The following is an 18,824-nucleotide window of genomic DNA, read 5'->3' as shown; positions in this document are numbered from 1 at the left end:
ATACCGGCAGGCGAGTTTTTCCACAGTCCGACTTCCGCAGCTTTCCGCGCAGGCCGGGCTAAACGGATCAGGGAACGGTCGGGCGATGATTTTGCGCAGATCGCGGTTTCTTTTTGTGAATTTTGCTCGGTTTTTGTCGTTTTTTCTTGTTCGGGTTCGCGAGGGATGCTAAGCTAAAAAGATAAAGAAACGGCATGTGGAGATTGAACGATGAGAGGATTCTTTTTGCTGACGGTTGCGCTTGGACTGTTCCTGTTTGCGTGTCCGGCAAGCGCCAAGGATGAGCCCGTCCGGTCGCCCGGCATGGTGGACCTGTCCGGCACAGACGTCGCTCGCATGAGCAATATGGCGCTTGAAGGCGACTGGAAGTTTTATTGGGAACGGCTTTTGAGCCCCAAAGATTTGCAAAGCGGCGACCGCCCGCAGCCCGTGTACGCCCATGTTCCGTCCCAATGGGGGGCTTACCGGATCGGGGGCAAGGTTTTGCCCAATCAAGGCTATGCGACTTACAGGCTGATCGTCAAAATGCCGGAGTCCGGGGAGCAACCATCGATGGGGCTGTACGTGCGCGGCGTTGCAACCGCCTACCGGCTGTGGATCAACGGGCATGAAGAAACGGGCAACGGTGTCGTCGGAACGTCTCGGGAATCGATGGTGCCCGTCAATTACCCGAAAGTCGTCTATTTTCAACCGAAACCCGGCGATAACGAGCTGGTGATCCAGGTGTCCAACTTTGTTCAGCGCAAGGGAGGCATTTGGGAATCGATCCGTCTCGGCAATGCGGACTCTATCGGCCGCGAGCGCACCACCCGGTTTTCTTCGGAACTGTTCGTTGTGGGCGGCCTCCTCGTGATGGGCCTTTACCATGTCAGCCTATACTTGTTCCGCAAAAAGGATTGGTCGCCGCTCTACTTTGCCGGGCTGTGCTTTGCCGTATCGGCCAGAATCGTGCTGCTGGGCGAAGCGACGGGGCTTTACCTGTTCCCCGGCATCGGCTGGGAGACCGCCGTGAAAGCCGAATATATTTCCGCATTTTGCGGGCTGCTGATGCTCGTCTTATTTATCCACAACGAATATGAGAGAGGCAAGCGTTCGTTTGCGGTAACGGCCTCGTATGTCGTGCAGGGGTTGTTCATCGCCCTTGTTTTGTTGACACCGGCCCGAGTTTATACGCTGCTGATGCTGCCGTATCATTTGTTGGTGGCGGTGCCCATCCTCGTTTATACATTGGTCATATACGTGCGGGCTTTTATGCAAAAGAAAGAAGGCTCCGCGTATAATTTGGTCGGATTTGCCGCATTCGGCCTGTCCGCCGGCCTTGATATTTTGTTTTTCAATCAGGTGACGGCGATCGGAGATTTTACACCGTACGGAATTTCGCTCTTCCTGTTTACGCAATCGCTCAATATTTCGTCCAAATTTTCAAGAACGTACCGTCATGCGGAATCGTTGACCGTACAGCTGCAATCGATCAACGAATCGCTGGAGCGGACGGTGGAAGCGCGGACATTGGATTTGCAGCTGACGAACCGCCACCTCGAAGAGGCGAACGAAGAGCTTTCCCGCATGGCCAAATTCAGGCAGCGTCTGCTATCTGACATCTCTCATGAGCTGGGGACGCCGCTTACGACCATCAGGGGGTACTCCAGCGCCATGCTGGACGGTGTGATTACGGACGATTATTTAAAATATATCCGGCGCATTTACGAGCGGACGTATCTCATGGAACGGCTGATCCATAACGTCACGGAATTGATGAAGCTGGAAACGCGGCAAGTCCGCTTCGATTTCCAGCAGATGGAGGCGGTGCCCTTTTTGCGCAAGCTGTATCATCTGTATGAATCGGAGCTGCCGGATCATGCGGTGCACGGGGAGTTCCGGGAATCCGGCGAAGCGGCCGATCAGGGGCTTGCGGCTGTCATCGCCGCCGATCCGATCCGTATCGAGCAGGTGATCGCCAATCTCCTGTCCAACGCGCGCAAGTATACGCCGGCCGGAGGGCGGATCACTTTTGAAGTCGAGGCTCATTATGCCGGCCGGCCGGAAGGGGAGGTCACAGTGCGGGTGATCGATACCGGGCCGGGTATTCCTGCGGAAGCGCAGGATCTTGTATTCGACCGGTTTTACCGCGTGAACGAAGGGAAGACGGCGGGATCGCGGGGGAGCGGCCTGGGGCTTTCCATCAGCAAGGAAATTATTTTATATCATAACGGCCAAATGGGGCTGGCACATGCGCCGGAAGGCGGGAGCATCTTTTATTTCACGCTTCCGGTGCAGTGGATGGATCAAGCGCAGGCTGACACGTTGAGAGGAGGCGCAGGAGATGGGAGATCAGGTTCTGTTCGTGGAGGATGACGCCGATATTCGGGAAATCGTAACGATGTATTTGCACAAAAACGGCCTTGCCGTGGATGTTGCGGGCGACGGCGCATCAGCTTTGCGGCTGTTTCATGAGAAATCGTACGATCTGCTGCTGACGGACATTTTGCTGCCCGACCTGCTTGGAACCGAGTTGGCGCAGCGCATTCGCAAGCAATCCAGCCTGCCGATCATTTTCATCAGCTGCAAGCAGGATCCGCAGGATGTCGTGGACGGGCTTGAGCTCGGAGCCGACGACTACATCACCAAGCCGTTCGAGCCGAATGTCGTCGTCGCCCGCGTGAAGGCGCAGCTGCGGCGATTCCGCGCCGGGATGCAGGAATCCGGTCAAAGAACGAGGCTGGCCTGGCAGGACCAATGGCTGCGGATCGATCCGGACAATTACGACATTTACGTGGACCGGCAGCGCATCACCCTGTTCGCCAAGGAGCGGCAGCTGCTGTTGTTTTTGGCCAACCGGCCCAATCAGGTGTTCAGCGTCGAGCATTTGTACGGGCAGATTTGGGGCTGGGACAAAGCCAGCGATTTGCGGACGGTCATGGTTCACATTCGGATGCTCCGCAAAAAAATCGAGCGGGACCCGGCGGATCCCCGGTACATTGTGACCGTACGGGGCTTCGGCTACAAATTCGTATGGGCAAATCCTTAATCGGAACGGGAGATGGGCGAATGGAGCGCCGGACTGGCGGGAGGCTATGCATCATGCTTTGCGGAGCCAAAAAAATATGGGATAAGGATGGCGCCGGTACAGGCCCCTACCCTGCGGAACAAGTGTACATCGGGGCTTTGCACAAGAAGTGCCAGGCGTACGCCAAGCTGTTTTTCCCGCAGTGGGTCATTCTTTCGGCGAAGCACGGCTTTCTTTTTCCGGAGGACCGGGTTCCCTCCAATTATGACACGGCGTTCGGCACGAAAAGTCCCGATCTTATTACTATGGCTGAGCTGCGGTCCCAGGCGGTGGAGAAGGGGCTAGATCAGTGTGGTGAAATTGTGATGCTGGGCGGCAAAAAGTTCACAAAAATCATTCCGGAAGTGTTCGGAACGAACACAACGGTCACCTATCCGCTCCTCGGCAGCAAAGGTATCGGCCATATGCTGCAAAAGCTCGATCAGGCCATTGCGGCCGGGCGGGAGTTGTAGCTTGTCTTGCGTTTTTGCCGTGCGCCCCGCCCCGGCCGTACGGCACAAATAACGCCCCGCGCGGTGCGCAGAGCGTTGGGCATTCTCCAGATATGTAGAGAAAGCTATTTGTGAACGCCGCATTTTTTTGCCAGCGTCGGCCAGGTCGAAACGAACATGTTTTCCCACTTGTCTTCGGGCAAAACTTTGATCCATCTTGCGATTTGATCCAAACCCATTTCGCACAGTGTGTCCATGACTTCCTGCTTCTCTTCGATTCCCCGTGTTGCCAACATGTTAAACCACCTCAATCGCATAGTTTCAAACAAATTATGTATATGCGGGATAGGATGCATATGTGACGAATTGCAGAAAAAATCCAACAAAATGATAAGTTTACCGCGCTGAAAAGCGGAGCGCTTTCCGTTATCGTAGTTAGTGAGAAAGGGAAGGGCTTTGGAGGCCTGACCCGCTAACAAAGGAGCGGAACGCGATGCAGCGGCATACGGAAACTTATGAACAAACTCTTGCGCATGTAAATACACACTCGGCGCCTTCGCAGCTGCGCATTACCGATATTCGCTTCGCCGATATCACAGATGCGCCCATGCACTGCAGTCTGATCAAGGTGTACACCAATCAGGGAATTGTCGGTTTCGGAGAGGTGCGCGACGGCGCGGACAAAGTGTATGCCCAGATGCTCAAAAGCAGGCTGCTCGGCGAGAACCCGTGCCAGATCGACAAGCTGTTCCGGCGCATCAAGCAGTTCGGCGGCCATGCCCGGCAGGGCGGAGGCGTGAGCGGCCTGGAAATTGCGCTGTGGGATATCGCCGGCAAAGCTTACGGCATCCCCGTGTACCAGATGCTGGGCGGCAAATTCCGCGACCGCATCCGTATGTACTGCGACACGGACGCAGGCGCCAAAGACAGCGGAACGGCAATGGGCCAAGCGCTGAAGCTGCGGATGGAGCGGGGCTTTACGTTCCTGAAAATGGACCTCGGCATCGGCCAGATCATCCACGAGCCAGGGACGCTCAGCGCTCCGCTGGGCTATTTGCAGGAGATGCAGGAAGCGGCGCGGGCTTATTACGCCGCCAGAAAAGCCGGCGGCGAGGCGGATGACGAGTACCGCAGGCTGCGCAGCCGGAATTACGATGCGTTCAACGTCGCGCATCCGTTTACGGGCATCCACGTCACGGAGAAAGGACTGGAGCTGCTGGAGCAGTACGTGGCCGAAGTCAGAGCCGTTATCGGGTACGAAGTGCCGCTGGCGATCGATCATTTCGGCCACATCGGCGTGGAGGACTGCATCAAGCTCGCCCGCCGGATCGAGAAGTACAATCTCGCCTGGCTCGAGGATATGATTCCGTGGCAGTATACGGATCAGTACGTGCGGCTGGCGCGCGAGAGCCGCATCCCGATTTGCACGGGCGAGGATATTTTTTTGAAAGAGAATTTCAGGCCGCTGCTGGAAGCGGGCGGAGTTTCCGTCATTCATCCCGACCTGCTTACGTCCGGCGGCATCCTTGAGAACAAAAAGATCGGCGATATGGCGCAGGAGTACGGCGTGGCGATGGCCGTGCATATGGCCGAAAGCCCTATCGCCTGCATGGCCGCCGTCCACAGCGTAGCGGCGACGGAAAATTTCCTCGCGCTCGAATATCACTCCGTCGACGTGCCCTGGTGGGACGACCTTGTGAACGGGATGCCCAAGCCGATAGTGAACCAGGGCTACATCGTCGTGCCGGACAGCCCGGGGCTCGGCATTGAATCGCTCAATGACGAGGTCATCCGCGAGCATCTGCACCCGCGCATCCCGGGCCTCTGGGAGCCGACCCCGGATTGGGACCACTACTGGGGGAACGACCGTTTGTGGAGCTGACGGGCTCCGCGGGGACGATGCGAAGGAATCGGAACGAGACGGGCCGTCTTGCAGGCGGCCTTTTTTTGCTATTCACTTTTGGAAGCCTCATGCCGATATACCATGTAAAGATATACCATTTTTATGATGTTAACTTGGAGGTACGCGTAGGATGAGGCTCAGACTCAGCAGATGGTTATTGATCGCACTTATTTTCATGGTGGCAAGCAATTCGTGGTTAACATGGACTGCAGAAGCCGCGGATAGTATTTCCAAACTGGTGCTCAGCAAAAACGAACTGACGCTGCAGGTCGGAGATACTGCGACTCTCACAGCGACTGCGGTGTATACCAGTGGAACGACGGAAACGGCAACGGTCAAAACGGACTGGAATTCCGGCTCTTCGGACATTGCTACCGTATACGCCGGCGTAGTGACCGCCAAGAGCGAAGGAAAGGCCGTCATTACCGCGACATATTTGGGCAAAACGGAAATCGTCAACGTTACGGTTACGAAAAAAGTAAAATCGCTCACCAAAGACAAGCAATCGCTGGATTTGCGGCTCGGCAAAAGCGAACAGCTGCTGATTACGGCGTATTACGACGACGGCACAACGGAAGATGTGACGAGCAAAGCCGACTATTCGATTAGCGAAAGTTCGATTGTCACCGTGACGAACGGTCTGGTGAAAGGGCAAAGCCCGGGCTCGACGCTGGTTACGATTAAATATGCGAACCAGACGTTGACCCTGCCGGTTGACGTTGAGATCGTAAAGCGCGTCGATGCGGAAAAATCGAACGTGTCCCTGCTTTTGAACGGCACCCAGAAAATCAAGCTGATGGCGACTTATCCGGACGGCACGGTTGCCGACGTATCGGCTGACGCCGAGTGGACCTCCGACAAAGAATCGGTTGCCGACGCCCTCAAAGGCACGATTACCGGCTATGGAGCCGGTACGGCGACGATTACGGCCAGCTACGGCACGAAGTCGACGACAATCAAGGTCGATGTCGATGCTACGCTGAAGCTGGATTTGGACAAACAGGACTTGCTGCTCAAGAAAGGTACGACAGGGAAGCTTAAATTGACCGCAACTTATGCGGACGGCACGATAAAAGACGTAACGGATATCGCGGAATGGACTTCGAGCAACAGCAACGTGTATGTGACCAAAGGTATTCTTAGCGCAAATAGCATAGGCGAAGCGGTGATCACCGCCAAATACGGGGACAAAAGTGTAACGGCCAACGTTGACGTCGAAGTTCCTCGCAGACTGGAAGTGAACCAGGATCAGGTGTCCATGCAGGCGGGCAAAACGCAGCAGTTGACTTTGACCGCAACTTTTGCCGACGGAACGACCAAGGATGTAACGAACGATGCTGCGTGGACGGTGGACAACGATTCCGTCGCTTATGTCAACAAAGGGAAAATCACCGCGTACAAAGCCGGATCGGCCAAAGTGACGGCTACATACAGCGGTAAGACGACAACCACGAAAGTGGAAGTGGACATCCCGAATCAAATCAAGCCGAGCAAAAAAATCGTCAACCTCCAGGCGGGCGGTTTCGAACAAATTACTTTGACCGCTGTGTACAAAGACGGAAGAGAAGAAGACGTCACTTCAAAAGCGGACTGGACCTCCAGTTCCGACACGATTGCGGAAGTTAGCGGCGGGTACATCACGGGGCTTGCTACAGGCTCGGCCACGGTAACGGCCAAATACGGCAGCCGGACCGCAACTGTTCAAGTATCTGTCGGAGTGTTGAAAACGCTGGTGGCCGACCAAGAGAAACTGATTTTGAAAAAAGGCAACACGGCCTCGGTTAAATTGACTGCCACCTACACGGACGAAACAACAAAAACCGTAACTTCGGATGCAATCTGGTCAACTTCGAACGCTAATATAGCTACCGTTTCATCCGGTACCATCAAAGCGATCGCTTCGGGCGAAACGACGATCACGGGTCAACTGGACAGCAAGACCGTTACAATTACGGTTCAAGTGGATATGGCTAGCGCGCTTGCGGCAAATCCGATGAACATTGTGATGGATCTCAATGAAACAAGATCGATCGTACTGACAGCAACGGATCTGGTCGGGGCCGATCGAGATGTGACTAGCGAAGCCGATTGGAAAACGAGCAACAGCGCAGTCGCGCAAGTGTCCAAAGGGAAAGTAACGCCCGTTGCCAGAGGCAAAGTGACGATTACAGCTACCTTCGGGGGCAAAAGCGTCAGCATTCCGGTCGAAATCGGCGTCATTTCAAATTTGGAGGCGGATCAGCGCTTCGTTGCCCTAAAACGCGGCGGGCAGGTGCAGCTTAAACTGACGGCAACTCTGTCGGACGGAACGCAGAAAGATGTGACCAATTCCGCAAGCTGGAAATCGCAAAATTATAAAGTTGCCGATGTGAAAAACGGATTGGTGTCGGCCATCGGTTCCGGTAAAACGCTGCTGACCGCTACCTTCGGCGGCAGGACGATCACGGTTCCCGTTGAGAACGACGTGCTGAAATATTTAAAAACGGATGTCGTCAAAGTCGAGCTTCAGGAAGGTAAAACCTATCAGGTAAGCGCCTTGGCTACGTACAACGACAGCTCCGAGGATGATGTTACCAAGCCTGCTTTATGGACCTCATCCAACATTATGGTCGCCGATGTCAAGGACGGGGTGATCAAAGCTACTGGTAAAGGCACGGCAAAAATTACCGTGACTTACTCCAATATGAAAACGACGGTTCTCGTGACCGTCACGAAATAAAAGATAAGGCTTCTTGGCCCTGAATGGGCTGGGAAGCCTTTTTTTGTCGCTGCATCGAGTCGGGGGAAGGTGGTTTTATGGGGCGGCGCAGCCGAGGGGGATGAGGTGGTTTATTGGAGGAAAAACCTGCGAAAGTGCAGGTTTTCTCTGTGGAAATGGTCCATTTTGGCGAAAAACCTGCAAAAGTGCAGGAATTTTCACTGAAAATGGATCAGAATCCATGTGTTCGGTAAAAAACCTGCACATTTGCAGGAATTCCCCAATGCAGGCGCATCAACGAGCAAAAAGATGTACTTTTGCAGGTTTTCTGCACGCCATGCTCACTGGCGCGTCTTTTTGCGCTGCCGTGAACTTATGTTTATTTTTTATAAAAAACAGTAGTTTCCGTGAAAAGACGGCCGTGGGTTTCCGTTTTATACTCGAACTACACCAAAATGGAGAGGGGTAGTTGAAGTGAAGAAGATTGTATCCGTATTCATCATGTTAGCGGTGGTGCTTGTGATGGCAGCCTGCGGCAATGGAAGTGGCAGCAGCGGCGGCAGCGGGGATGCCGGGAAGGCGACGGCAGCGCCCGAGTCCACGAAGGCGGCGGCCGAAACGAAGACCGCGGCTAAAGCGGAGGGCAAGGTGGGCATTTCGATGCCGACGAAATCGTCGGAGCGCTGGGTGAGCGACGGTGCGAATATGGTGAAGGAAGTCGAAAAGCTCGGCTACAAAGCCGATTTGCAGTACGCGGAGGACATCGTGGAAAACCAGGTGTCGCAGATCGAGAACATGATCACCAAAGGCGTGAACATTCTCGTCATCGCGCCGATCGACGGCGAATCGCTGACGGACGTGCTGAAAAAAGCGAACGCCGCCAAAATCAAGGTGATCGCATACGACCGCCTGATCAAAAAGAGCGAATTCGTCAGCTATTACGCGACTTTCGACAACTTCAAAGTAGGAGTGTTGCAAGCTTCCTACATTGAGCAAAAGCTCGGCCTCAAAGACGGTAAAGGTCCGTTCAACATCGAGTTGTTCGGGGGATCGCCCGACGATAACAACGCATACTTCTTTTTCGACGGGGCGATGTCCGTGCTGAAGCCATACATGGACAGCGGCAAGCTCGTTGTACGCAGCAAGCAAACGTCGATGGAGCAGGTGGCTACGCTTCGTTGGGACGGTTCCGTCGCTCAATCGCGAATGGATAACCTGCTCAGCAAAAACTATTCGTCCGAAAAAGTGCACGCTGTCCTGTCCCCTTACGATGGCATCAGCATCGGCATTATTTCTTCCCTGAAAGGCGTCGGCTACGGCGGTGCCGATAAACCGATGCCGGTCATTTCCGGCCAGGACGCGGAGCTCGCTTCCGTGAAATCGATCATCGCCGGCGAGCAAACACAAACCGTGTTCAAAGATACGCGCGAGCTCGCGAAAAAAGCGGTAGCTATGGCGGATGCTGTGCTTCAAGGAAAAGAAGCCGAAGTCAACGATACCAAAACGTATAACAACGGCGTGAAAGTCGTACCTGCATACCTTTTGGAGCCAGTATCTGTGGATAAGTCCAACTACGAGTCCATTCTCGTCGGCAGCGGCTACTACAAAAAAGAGCAGCTGCAAAAATAAGGGGCAGCGTCTTGACAGGATGCGGCGGCCGCCAGCTAAAGGTTGCCGTCGTGTCCGTTCAAGGGGCTCGCCCGTCCCGCAGCGTGAGCCTGCGCCCCCGCGCCCTTTGCGGCGGCACACGCTCTGACCGGGCCCCCGTCACCCGCACTCGATCTTCGCGCCCTTTTGGCCCGGGCCGAGACGGTCCCGCGGAACTATGTCACACGAAGAAAGTTTGGTGAAAAGCATGAGCAGGACGGATTCGATTTTGGAGATGCAAAACATAACGAAGACGTTTCCCGGCGTGAAGGCGCTGGAGAATGTCAATTTGCAGGTCAGGCACGGTGAAATTCACGCCCTGCTGGGAGAGAACGGCGCCGGCAAATCGACGCTGATGAAAGTACTCAGCGGCGTGTATCCGCACAGCTCCTATAGCGGGGATATTCGGTTCGACGGCAAGCTCGTGGCATGCAAGGACATCAAACAAAGCGAACAACTAGGGATTGTCATCATTCATCAGGAATTGGCGCTGATTCCCTATTTATCTATAGCGGAAAATATTTTTCTCGGCAATGAGCAGAGCCGGCGCGGCATTGTCGACTGGAACGAAACGATCGTCCGAACGCGGGAACTGCTGGACAAAGTCGGTCTGAACGAATCGCCGAATACGCTCATTTCGAGCATCGGTGTGGGCAAGCAGCAACTGGTCGAGATCGCCAAGGCGCTGTCGAAAAAAGTGAAGCTGCTCATCCTGGATGAGCCGACGGCTGCGCTCAATGAAGAGGACAGCGACAATCTGCTGAACCTGCTGCTGGAGTTCAAGAAGCAGGGCATCGCGTCGATACTCATTTCACACAAGCTGAATGAAATCTCCAAGGTGGCCGATTCGATCACCATTTTGCGGGACGGGCAAACGATAGAGACGCTGGACGCAAGGAGCAGCGAGGTGACGGAGGACCGCATCATCAAGGGCATGGTGGGGCGCGATTTGACGCACCGTTATCCCGTGCGGGAGCCGAGAATCGGAGAGCCTTTTTTTGAAGTGAAGGATTGGAATGTGTATCATCCGTCGCAGGAAGACCGCAAGGTGCTTGACCGCATCAATCTGCATATCCGGCGCGGCGAAATTGTCGGCATTGCGGGATTGATGGGCGCAGGGCGCACGGAGCTGGCGATGAGCATTTTCGGCAAGTCGTACGGCAAGAAGATCAGCGGGCACATTTACAAGGATGGGCAAAAAATAACCGTTAACACCATTAATCAAGCGATCGGGCACGGAATCGCCTATGTGACGGAAGACCGGAAAAATTACGGATTAATTTTGATCGAGGACATTAAACGCAACATTTCGCTCGCCAGCTTGAAGCAGCTGTCCAAAAGGCTGGTCGTGGACGAAAACCGGGAAATCGTGGAAGCGGAGAAATACCGTTCGCTTATGAACATCAAGACGCCAAGCATCACGCAAAAGACGGTGAATCTGAGCGGCGGGAACCAGCAGAAGGTCGTCCTGGGCAAATGGATTTTGGCCGGTCCGGATCTGCTCATTCTCGATGAGCCTACGCGCGGGATCGACGTCGGAGCCAAATATGAAATTTACACGATCATCAATCAGCTGGCGATGGAAGGCAAGGGCATTCTGCTCATTTCCTCCGAACTGCCGGAAATTCTTGGGATGTGCGACCGCATTTATGTGATGAGCGAAGGGCGTTTGACCGGCGAACTGCCCAGGGAAGAGGCGACACAGGAGAAATTGATGCGATATATGACCGGAGCGGGAGGAGAAGCGTAATGCAAACGCTGGGCAAATTGTTCAAAAGCAACATCCGGCAGTACGGGATGATACTTGCTTTACTTTTAATCACCTTATTGTTTCAAATTTTAACGGACGGCATTTTGTTAAAGCCGTTAAATGTTACGAATCTGATTTTGCAGAACAGCTATATTTTGGTGCTGGCCATCGGGATGCTGCTCGTGATCATAACGGGCAATATCGACCTTTCGGTAGGCTCGGTCGCCGCTTTTGTCGGAGCGGTTTCGGCCATTATGATGGTGGAGATGAAAATGCCGTTCGTGCTGGCACTCGTCATTTCGCTCTTGATCGGGGCGCTGGTGGGGGCCTGGCAAGGTTTTTGGGTCGCCTACGTGAAAATTCCATCGTTCATCGTAACGCTGGCAGGCATGCTGCTGTTCCGCGGCTTGACGATGATCGTCCTGAAGGGGCAGTCCATTGCGCCGTTTCCGCAAGCTTTTCAAAAAATCAGCTCCGGCTTCCTGCCCGATCTTCCCGGCACGAGCACAATTCACGTGCTGACGCTGATCATCGGCGCTGTGCTGTCGCTTGTTTTTGTGTGGAAGGAATGGAAGGCTCGCCGGACGCAAATCAAATACAGCTTTGAAGTTATGCACGGAGGGCTGTTCGCTGCGAAACTGATTGCGATCGTCGCCGTCATCAACGTGTTTACTTATGTGCTGGCTACGTACGAAGGCATTCCGAACATTCTTGTTCTGCTTTTTGTCCTCGTCGTCATATATACGTTTGTGATGAACCGCATGGTGATGGGCCGGCACATTTATGCGCTGGGAGGCAGCGAGAAGGCGGCGAAGCTGTCCGGCGTGAAAACGAAGCAAGTCACGTTCTGGGTATTCGTTAACATGGGCGTGCTGGCGGCGCTGTCAGGGCTTGTTTTTGCGGCAAGGCTGAATGCGGCCACGCCAAAAGCGGGCGTCAACTTCGAGCTGGATGCCATTGCGGCCTGCTTCATCGGCGGCGCTTCGGCGACCGGAGGGATCGGCAGCGTCATCGGAGCGATCATCGGCGGCCTGGTTATGGGCGTCATGAACAACGGCATGTCGCTTGTCGGCCTGGGCATTGACTGGCAGCAGGGCATCAAAGGGCTCGTCCTTTTGCTTGCCGTAGGCTTTGATATTTACAACAAGTCGAAAACCGCTTGACCGTCTGCGCAAAATTAGCCTGCGGGCGATGGTACCGCTTGCTATAATTGAGGCATAGAAGGATCAAGCGAGGTGGATACGTTGAAAAAGCTCTTGATGATCTATGCTGCGCTCATTGCAACGTTTTTGCTGTTTTTGTATGTGTACGATTTTCGCGAGGCTTCGCGGCGGTCGGCGGATTCGATGTACAGCGGGCTGCACGGCGATATCGGGGAAAAATACGTCATGGTCAATTTCCAGTCCGGCATCGATTACTGGAAAAGCTGTCTGAAGGGCTTTGAGGACGCGGCGAACGTGCTGAACGTATCCGTCGAGTACCGTGGTGCTACGCAGTACGACGTCAATGAAGAAAGAACGGTGCTGGAGCAGGTGATTGCCAAAAAGCCCGCAGGCATCGCCGTATCCGCGATCAATCCCGACGAGCTCATCGTCTCGATCAATAAAGCGGTGGAGGCCGGCATTCCGGTCGTGCTGTTCGATTCGGGGGCTCCAAAGAGCAAAGCTTACTCTTTTTTGGGCACGGACAATTATGACGCGGGCGTCAAGGCGGCGCATCAAATGGCGGCGTTGACAGGCGGCAGCGGCAAAGCCGCCGTCATCACGCTGCCCGGCCAGCTCAATCATCAGGAGCGGACGCGAGGTTTTCAGGATACGATTCGTACCGAGTATCCGGGCATGCAGATCGTTGCCGTGGAGGACGGCAAAGGCGATCAGTTGGTTTCCGGCGGCGCGGCCCGGGAACTGCTCGGCGAATATCCCGATTTGGCCGGGATATTCGCCACGGAAGCCAACGGCGGCGTAGGCGTCGGCGCTGCCGTCCGCAGCGCGAACCGGCTGCCACAGGTGAAAATCATCAGCTTCGACACCGACAAGGGGACGCTGGATATGGTCAAAAACGGCGTCATCTCGGCGACGCTGGCGCAGGGAACGTGGAACATGGGCTACTGGTCGCTTATGCAGCTTTTCCACCTGAAGCACGAGATCGTGCAGCCGATCGCCGACTGGCAGCATTCGGGCGTTCCGCTAGTGCCGACCTACGTCGACACCGGCATTTCGATCGTTACGCAGCAGAACGTGGACAACTACTATGCGAAATAACGGCGGACAGTCCCGAACCAATGTAAAGCGGTTGCAAACGGTGCGCTGGTTCCAGCTGAATAACTGGCCGATCCGGTATAAATTGATCATGCATTTTTTGCTGATCAGCATGCTGCCCGCCATTTGCCTGGGGGTGCTGATCGACTGGGCGACCGATACGATTATCGAAAAGCAGGTGAACGACCACACCTCCCAACTGATTGGTAATGTTAACAAGTCGCTGGAGTTTTACGCTGGCAATTTGCAAAATATGACCTATTTCATTTCGTTCAACCCGCAAATCAAGCGGTTTTTGTACAGCAGTGTCAAGCAGCCCGAATCGGAAATGTACGATATGCGGAAGTTTTTGCAGGGCTTTACGACGTTATATACCGAAGTCGCGGGTGTTTTGGTGGTGAACGCGAACGGCGAATACATCAGCAATGAAATGTATGCGCGTACAAGCCGCAGTTTGACGGAGGAGCAGTGGTACAAGGAAGCCGTTGAGGAAAAAGGGATTTTCAAGCTGCTCGGCCATCCGGCCGGCCGGAACGTTACAACGCATGTCAACTACAAAGACGAAGATGTTGTCTCAGTCGTCAGGGCGATCGTGGACCCGGAAACGCAAAATGTCCAGGGCGTCGTGCTGATCGACCTGAAGCTGCGCGTTATTGCCGAGACGGTCAAGGACGTCCACCTCGGCAAGTCGGGTTACCTGACGGTGATCGACGATCAGGGCGACAGCATCTACACGCCGCCGCACCCGATCGTCGGCCGGATCGATCTGAAATGGACGCAGGACAATCCGTCCGGTGTATTTTCCAAGGTGATCGACGGGCAGCGGGTGCAGTTTATTTTCCGCAAATCTCCTTTTACGAACTGGACGACCGTCGGCGTATTTTCAACGAAAGAAACCGTTATGGAAGTGCGGGAAATCCGGCTGTATCTGATCATTTTCATCTTTGTCGCCTGTCTGCTGGGCATCGCCGCTTCCTCCTACTTGTCGTACACCATATCGAAGCCGATTTGGCAGCTGATGTCTTTCATGCGGAGGGCGGAGGACGGGAATTTGTCGATCCGCTTCAAAGACGGGCGCCAGGACGAGGTCGGCATGCTGGGCCGCAGCTTTAATGCGATGCTTTTGCAAATTACGAAGCTCATCGGCATTGTGGAAGAGGAACAGCGGAAAAAGCGGGAGGCTGAGCTGCGCAGCTTGCAGGCGCATATTAAGCCGCATTTTTTGTACAACACGCTGGATACGATCCAGTGGCTCTCGCGCAAAAGCGGTGCGCACGAGGTGACGGAAGTCGTGGAATCGCTGTCCCGGCTTTTCCGCATCGGCCTCAGCAAAGGCAATGAAATGATCCCGCTGGCCGAGGAGATCGCGCACATCCAGAGCTATCTGACGATTCAAAAGACGAGATACCGGGATAAGCTGAACTACAGCATCGATATTGACCCGAGGCTTGACAACTTGTATGTGCTGAAAGTGATTTTGCAGCCGATCGTGGAGAACGCCATCTATCACGGCATCAAGGAGCGGCGGGGCCCCGGCAGCATTGCGATCCGCGCTTACCTGGAAGACGAGCGGGTGGTGATGGAAATTGCCGACAACGGCGCCGGCATGCCGGAGGAGACGCTTGTCAGATTGCGCCGATCGCTGGCTAGCTCGGCTAGCGAGACAGGTGAGCCCTCGCCGGGCGCCCCCGGGGGATTTGAGTCCCCATCGAACGCCGCCAGGGGAATTGGGCTTTCATCGGCGTCCGGCGAGGGATACGGGCTGCTCAACGTGCAGGAGCGGCTCCGGCTCGCATACGGTGAAGCCTACGGCGTTCACATGACGAGCGAGCGCGGGCAGGGAACGAAAGTGACGATCATTCATCCCGTCATTCGAAGGAGGGAGGCGATGTGAGCATGCAGCGAGCATGGAAAGTTCTCATTGCGGACGACGAACCGAACATCCGGGAGGGCATTCGCGACTGCGTCGACTGGCAGCGGCTGGGCCTGGAGGTTGCCGCCGAGGCGGAGGACGGGGAAGAGGCGCTGGAGCTCGCTTTGGCGCATCGGGCGGACATTTTGCTGGTCGATCTGAATATGCCCATTATGAACGGCATGACCTTAATCGGCCATATCAAGGAGCAGCTTCCCGCGTGCAAAATCATCATTATCACCGGGCACGACGAATTCGCCTACGCGCAGGAAGCGATCCGGCTTAACGTCGACGATTACATTCTGAAGCCCGTCAACCCGCAGCAGCTCTGCGAAGTGCTGGATAAAGCGGCGAAACGGCTGGAAACGTCGCTCAAAAACGAGGAACATCTGCTGATGGCCTCCAAACAGATTGAGCGCAACTTTTCGCTGCTCCGCGAGCGGTTTTGCCTGGAGTGGATCGAAGGCGAGCTCAGCGAGGGCGAAATCGTGGAGCAACTGACTTTCCTGAACATGCCGGCGGCCGCTCCGGCGATGATCGGCGTCATCCGCTGGCCGGGCGTTTCCAGAGGCAAGGAACTGCTGTCCGAAAAGGACCGCCAGCTGTACCTGTTCGCGATTGAAAATATCGTCGAGGAGATCTTGCAGCCGTACGACGGGATGGTAAAATTCCGCGATCACATGGGGATGCCGGTCGTGCTGCTGTGGCAAAAGGCCCCGGAGAGCGTCACGCTGCAAATCGATCAGGCCGTTTTCGCATATTTGAAAATAAGCACCGTCTCGGCCTTCCTTCCCGTAACCGGCGATGTGACCTCGCTCGCTGCCGCCTACCAGCAGGCGAGGGCCGAGGCCTACAAGGAAACCCGGCTATCCCCGTTCGTCCGCTCGGCCAAAGAGATCATCGGCAGGCAGTTCGCCAATCCCGACCTGACCCTCGAAGGAGTGGCGAGCGATTTGAAGGTATCGCCGGTGTACTTGAGCCGCGTCTTCAAGCAGGAGACCGGGATCTCGTTCATCAGCCTGCTCACTCAGACGCGCATCAAGCACGCCATCCACCTGCTCACTGCGACGGACAAGCCTATCGTTGCTATCGCCGAGCAAGTCGGCTACGAGTCCCAGCACTATTTCAGCACGGCGTTCAAAAAAGTCGTCGGCCTCCCGCCCAATCAATACCGCAAGGAGGGGGCGGGGGTTTAAAATGGGGGAGGCACAGCCGCCAGAGGGGCCGTGCCTGGCTTGGCGCGAAGAAAGCCTGCAAAAGTGCAGGCTTTTGCCCCTTCATGCGCCTGCCTTGCGCAATTCCTGCAATTGTGCAGGCTTTTCGCTGCGCGAAGGGGCTCAGGTCCCCTTTCGCCGAAAATTCCTGTACATTTGCAGGCTTTTCGGCAAAATGAGCCATTTTCGCGGAAAATTCCTGCACTTTCGCAGGTTTTCCCCATCGGCCCGACCTGCCAAGTCGAGACCCCGGACTTTCGCAGGCAGCATGGAAAAAGCACAGCTCATAGGCTGTGCTTTTTTGATTTTATTTTATCGAATGCGACAAACGTTCCTACTAATCGACATTTTTCGATAAAGCCAATCCAGCTTGAAAGTAGTATTCTTGTTGCTGTGGGTATTTTTGTCATAGAAAGGAGTATTTTCTGGAACTGAATCGTTCCTGGGTTGGAAATTGGAAATCATTCGAAGAAGGGATCGTGTTCAAAGTGCTAAAAAAACTTTCAATGTTTTGCCTTGCCCTCATTGTATCCGTTGTTCTGGTGCCGATGGGAAGCATTGAGGCTGCGCCACAAAAACCCGGTGGGGAGAAGCGCTATGTCGTAACATTCAAAAGTAAAGTAGATGCCAAGGTCATTCAAAAATCAAAAGGCAAGCTGAAAAGAGAACATAAACGCGTTCCGACCGCGGCTGTTACGCTGGATGCGGCAGAGGTCGAGAACCTGAAAAAAGACCCGTCCGTCGCATCGGTGGAGCCGGATATTTTGCTGCAATCAACGGCTCAAATCGCGGATTGGGGGATTACCGCGACTCAAGCGACTTATGCGTGGAACAACGGTTTTACCGGAAAAGGCGTTAAGGTAGCCGTGCTCGATTCCGGCATTTCGTTGAATCATGAGGATTTAACAGTTGCAGGCGGGGCGTCATTCGTTGATTATACAACCTCGTATGACGACGATTTCGGGCATGGTACGCATGTAGCGGGTATTATCGGCGCGAAAAACAACGATGTCGGAGTCGTCGGCATGGCGCCGGATGCATCGCTATACGCCGTAAAGGTGCTGAATTCACGCGGAGCGGGTTATTTATCGGATGTGATCGCCGGTATCGATTGGGCCATTGACAATAAAATGGATATCGTCAATCTCAGCTTTGCGACAAGCATTGATTCACCGGCGTTACACAATGCGGTTGATAAAGCATACTCCAGCGGATTGCTGGTGGTGGCATCGGCAGGCAACGCGGGGAATGCGGAAGGATCGGGAGATACGATTCAGTACCCGGCCAAATACAGCTCGGTAATATCGGTCGGGGCCGTCGATCAGAACAACCAGCGTGCGCCGTTTTCATCGACGGGCAGCGAGTTGGAAGTTGTTGCGCCAGGAGTCGGAATCACGAGTACGTATCTGAATAATGGATACACATCGCTTAGCGGTACGTCGATGGCTGCGGCTTTTGTGACGGGGGAAGCGGCGTTGTTGAAAGAAAATGATCCAAAACTAGTTAGTTCTACACTACGTGAGAAACTAGATAAAAACACAATTGATTTGGGGCCTTCTGGAAAAGACTTTTTAACCGGTTATGGTTTAGTTAATCCAGCAAACAATGGAACCTCATCTATTCCAGAAAGTTTAACGCAGAATCCATCTGTGACAAAGGGAGTATACGATAGTGTCTATGGAAATGTATATCTTTACAATGCATCACTATCACCATTAATAGTAAAAAAATATACTGATTACGATTATAATACCGAAAACAATGTCTCTCGAACAGTTGATGTTACCGGAGTATGGCCAAATTTACAAAATGCAAAGTCTATCAGCTATAATCAAAACGAAGGAGGATACCCGGAATATTATGTACTATATAGCGATAATACAGTAAAGAAAAAATATACTGATTACGATTATAATACCGAAAACAATGTCTCTCGAACAGTTG

The 18,824-nt window shown here is 54.2% G+C and carries 13 protein-coding genes; 12 read left to right on the top strand and 1 reads right to left on the bottom strand.

The window, feature by feature from the left end; genetic code table 11:
* The first annotated feature begins 210 nt into the window (after positions 1-210).
* Genes AC0LWT_RS33365 through AC0LWT_RS33355 form a run of 3 tightly spaced genes read left to right on the top strand, consistent with a single transcriptional unit; the run spans position 211 to position 3,519 of the window.
* On the top strand, positions 211-2,355 hold the full coding sequence (locus AC0LWT_RS33365; RefSeq protein WP_474685697.1) for a sensor histidine kinase: 2,145 nt from the start codon (positions 211-213) through the stop codon (positions 2,353-2,355).
* Positions 2,324-3,028 (top strand): response regulator, encoded by a 705-nt coding sequence (locus AC0LWT_RS33360; protein WP_474685695.1) that lies wholly within the window; start codon positions 2,324-2,326, stop codon positions 3,026-3,028. The genes AC0LWT_RS33365 and AC0LWT_RS33360 overlap by 32 nt, the downstream gene beginning before the upstream one ends.
* Positions 3,029-3,048: 20 nt before the next feature.
* The gene (locus AC0LWT_RS33355; protein WP_474685693.1) at positions 3,049-3,519 is read left to right on the top strand and encodes a DUF6884 domain-containing protein; all 471 of its coding nucleotides are present in this window, start codon (positions 3,049-3,051) and stop codon (positions 3,517-3,519) included.
* Between the two features lie 104 nt (positions 3,520-3,623).
* Here the strand turns inward: AC0LWT_RS33355 and AC0LWT_RS33350 are convergent, their stop codons facing one another.
* Positions 3,624-3,794, bottom strand: a complete 171-nt coding sequence (locus AC0LWT_RS33350) for a hypothetical protein (protein WP_474685691.1) — start codon at positions 3,792-3,794, stop codon at positions 3,624-3,626.
* Positions 3,795-3,991: 197 nt separating this feature from the next.
* Here AC0LWT_RS33350 and AC0LWT_RS33345 point away from each other — a divergent pair, with 197 nt between their 5' ends.
* From AC0LWT_RS33345 to AC0LWT_RS33305, 9 genes are all read left to right on the top strand, one after another.
* Positions 3,992-5,380: a mandelate racemase/muconate lactonizing enzyme family protein gene (locus AC0LWT_RS33345; protein ID WP_474685689.1), complete on the top strand. Its 1,389-nt coding sequence runs from the start codon at positions 3,992-3,994 to the stop codon at positions 5,378-5,380.
* A 151-nt stretch (positions 5,381-5,531) separates the two neighbouring features.
* Complete coding sequence (locus AC0LWT_RS33340) at positions 5,532-8,120, top strand: Ig-like domain-containing protein (protein WP_474685687.1); 2,589 nt, start codon at positions 5,532-5,534, stop codon at positions 8,118-8,120.
* Between the two features lie 453 nt (positions 8,121-8,573).
* Positions 8,574-9,728, top strand: coding sequence for a multiple monosaccharide ABC transporter substrate-binding protein (gene chvE / locus AC0LWT_RS33335; RefSeq protein WP_474685685.1), 1,155 nt, complete (start codon positions 8,574-8,576; stop codon positions 9,726-9,728).
* A 226-nt stretch (positions 9,729-9,954) separates the two neighbouring features.
* Positions 9,955-11,496: a multiple monosaccharide ABC transporter ATP-binding protein gene (mmsA, locus tag AC0LWT_RS33330; RefSeq protein WP_474685683.1), complete on the top strand. Its 1,542-nt coding sequence runs from the start codon at positions 9,955-9,957 to the stop codon at positions 11,494-11,496.
* Positions 11,496-12,659, top strand: coding sequence for a multiple monosaccharide ABC transporter permease (mmsB, locus tag AC0LWT_RS33325; RefSeq protein ID WP_474685681.1), 1,164 nt, complete (start codon positions 11,496-11,498; stop codon positions 12,657-12,659). Before mmsA ends, mmsB begins: the two co-directional genes overlap by 1 nt.
* Before the next feature lie 81 nt (positions 12,660-12,740).
* Positions 12,741-13,757: a substrate-binding domain-containing protein gene (locus AC0LWT_RS33320; protein WP_474685787.1), complete on the top strand. Its 1,017-nt coding sequence runs from the start codon at positions 12,741-12,743 to the stop codon at positions 13,755-13,757.
* Positions 13,747-15,648: a cache domain-containing sensor histidine kinase gene (locus tag AC0LWT_RS33315; RefSeq protein WP_474685679.1), complete on the top strand. Its 1,902-nt coding sequence runs from the start codon at positions 13,747-13,749 to the stop codon at positions 15,646-15,648. The genes AC0LWT_RS33320 and AC0LWT_RS33315 overlap by 11 nt, the downstream gene beginning before the upstream one ends.
* 2 nt (positions 15,649-15,650) lie before the next feature.
* Entirely contained in the window at positions 15,651-16,862 is a 1,212-nt protein-coding gene (locus tag AC0LWT_RS33310) for a response regulator transcription factor (protein ID WP_474685785.1), read from the top strand.
* Between the two features lie 497 nt (positions 16,863-17,359).
* Positions 17,360-18,824: S8 family peptidase (locus AC0LWT_RS33305; protein WP_474685677.1), on the top strand; the 1,465-nt coding region annotated here is incomplete at its 3' end.

It is taken from the genome of Paenibacillus sp. sgz302164, from assembly GCF_056120505.1.
The sequence above is the reverse complement of the archived record's forward strand: the minus strand, read 5'-3'. Positions and strand labels throughout refer to the sequence as shown.

Excerpts from the sequence above, each read along its gene's own strand:
- mmsA (WP_474685683.1), top strand. The coding sequence starts at position 9,955 with ATGAGCAGGACGGATTCGATTTTGGAGATGCAAAACATAACGAAGACG.
- AC0LWT_RS33310 (WP_474685785.1), top strand. The coding sequence starts at position 15,651 with ATGCAGCGAGCATGGAAAGTTCTCATTGCGGACGACGAACCGAACATC.
- AC0LWT_RS33345 (WP_474685689.1), top strand. The coding sequence starts at position 3,992 with ATGCAGCGGCATACGGAAACTTATGAACAAACTCTTGCGCATGTAAAT.
- AC0LWT_RS33360 (WP_474685695.1), top strand. The coding sequence starts at position 2,324 with ATGGGAGATCAGGTTCTGTTCGTGGAGGATGACGCCGATATTCGGGAA.
- mmsB (WP_474685681.1), top strand. The coding sequence starts at position 11,496 with ATGCAAACGCTGGGCAAATTGTTCAAAAGCAACATCCGGCAGTACGGG.
- AC0LWT_RS33355 (WP_474685693.1), top strand. The coding sequence starts at position 3,049 with ATGGAGCGCCGGACTGGCGGGAGGCTATGCATCATGCTTTGCGGAGCC.
- AC0LWT_RS33340 (WP_474685687.1), top strand. The coding sequence starts at position 5,532 with ATGAGGCTCAGACTCAGCAGATGGTTATTGATCGCACTTATTTTCATG.
- AC0LWT_RS33315 (WP_474685679.1), top strand. The coding sequence starts at position 13,747 with ATGCGAAATAACGGCGGACAGTCCCGAACCAATGTAAAGCGGTTGCAA.
- AC0LWT_RS33350 (WP_474685691.1), bottom strand. The coding sequence starts at position 3,794 with ATGTTGGCAACACGGGGAATCGAAGAGAAGCAGGAAGTCATGGACACA.
- AC0LWT_RS33365 (WP_474685697.1), top strand. The coding sequence starts at position 211 with ATGAGAGGATTCTTTTTGCTGACGGTTGCGCTTGGACTGTTCCTGTTT.